The sequence below is a fragment of the Oleiphilus sp. HI0066 genome, assembly GCF_001635725.1.
The window spans coordinates 1-297 of sequence record NZ_LWFH01000880.1 but is presented as its reverse complement, the minus strand read 5'-3'; the positions used below and the strand labels follow the sequence as shown (position 1 = coordinate 297).

Below are 297 nucleotides of genomic sequence, written 5' to 3'. Positions count from 1 at the left end.
CCGATCGCTAATAAGGGTGATCGGAAGCGTCTTCCTCCTGGGAATTGAATATGACTGATCTTCTCAAACCATGCGATACGGTTTGATTCCCCACTAATTGCTTCTGCAATCACTTTGCCGGCCATGTGTGTCACGTTGACGCCATGACCTGAATACGCTTGCGCAAAGTATACGTTCTCTTTTAAACGACCAACCTGAGGGAATCTGTTTGCGCCAATCCCGATCATTCCACCCCAAGCATAATCAATCGCGACGTCTTTTAAGAAAGGAAATACTTTGTCCATGTTAGGGCGCAAA

1 protein-coding gene is annotated in these 297 nt (G+C 46.5%); it reads right to left on the bottom strand.

Features of this window, described 5'->3' with window-relative positions:
- Positions 1-284, bottom strand: a 284-nt coding sequence (locus A3738_RS10070) for an FAD-dependent oxidoreductase (RefSeq protein WP_231876608.1), incomplete at its 3' end; no start/stop codon positions are given.
- Positions 285-297: the final 13 nt, after the last annotated feature.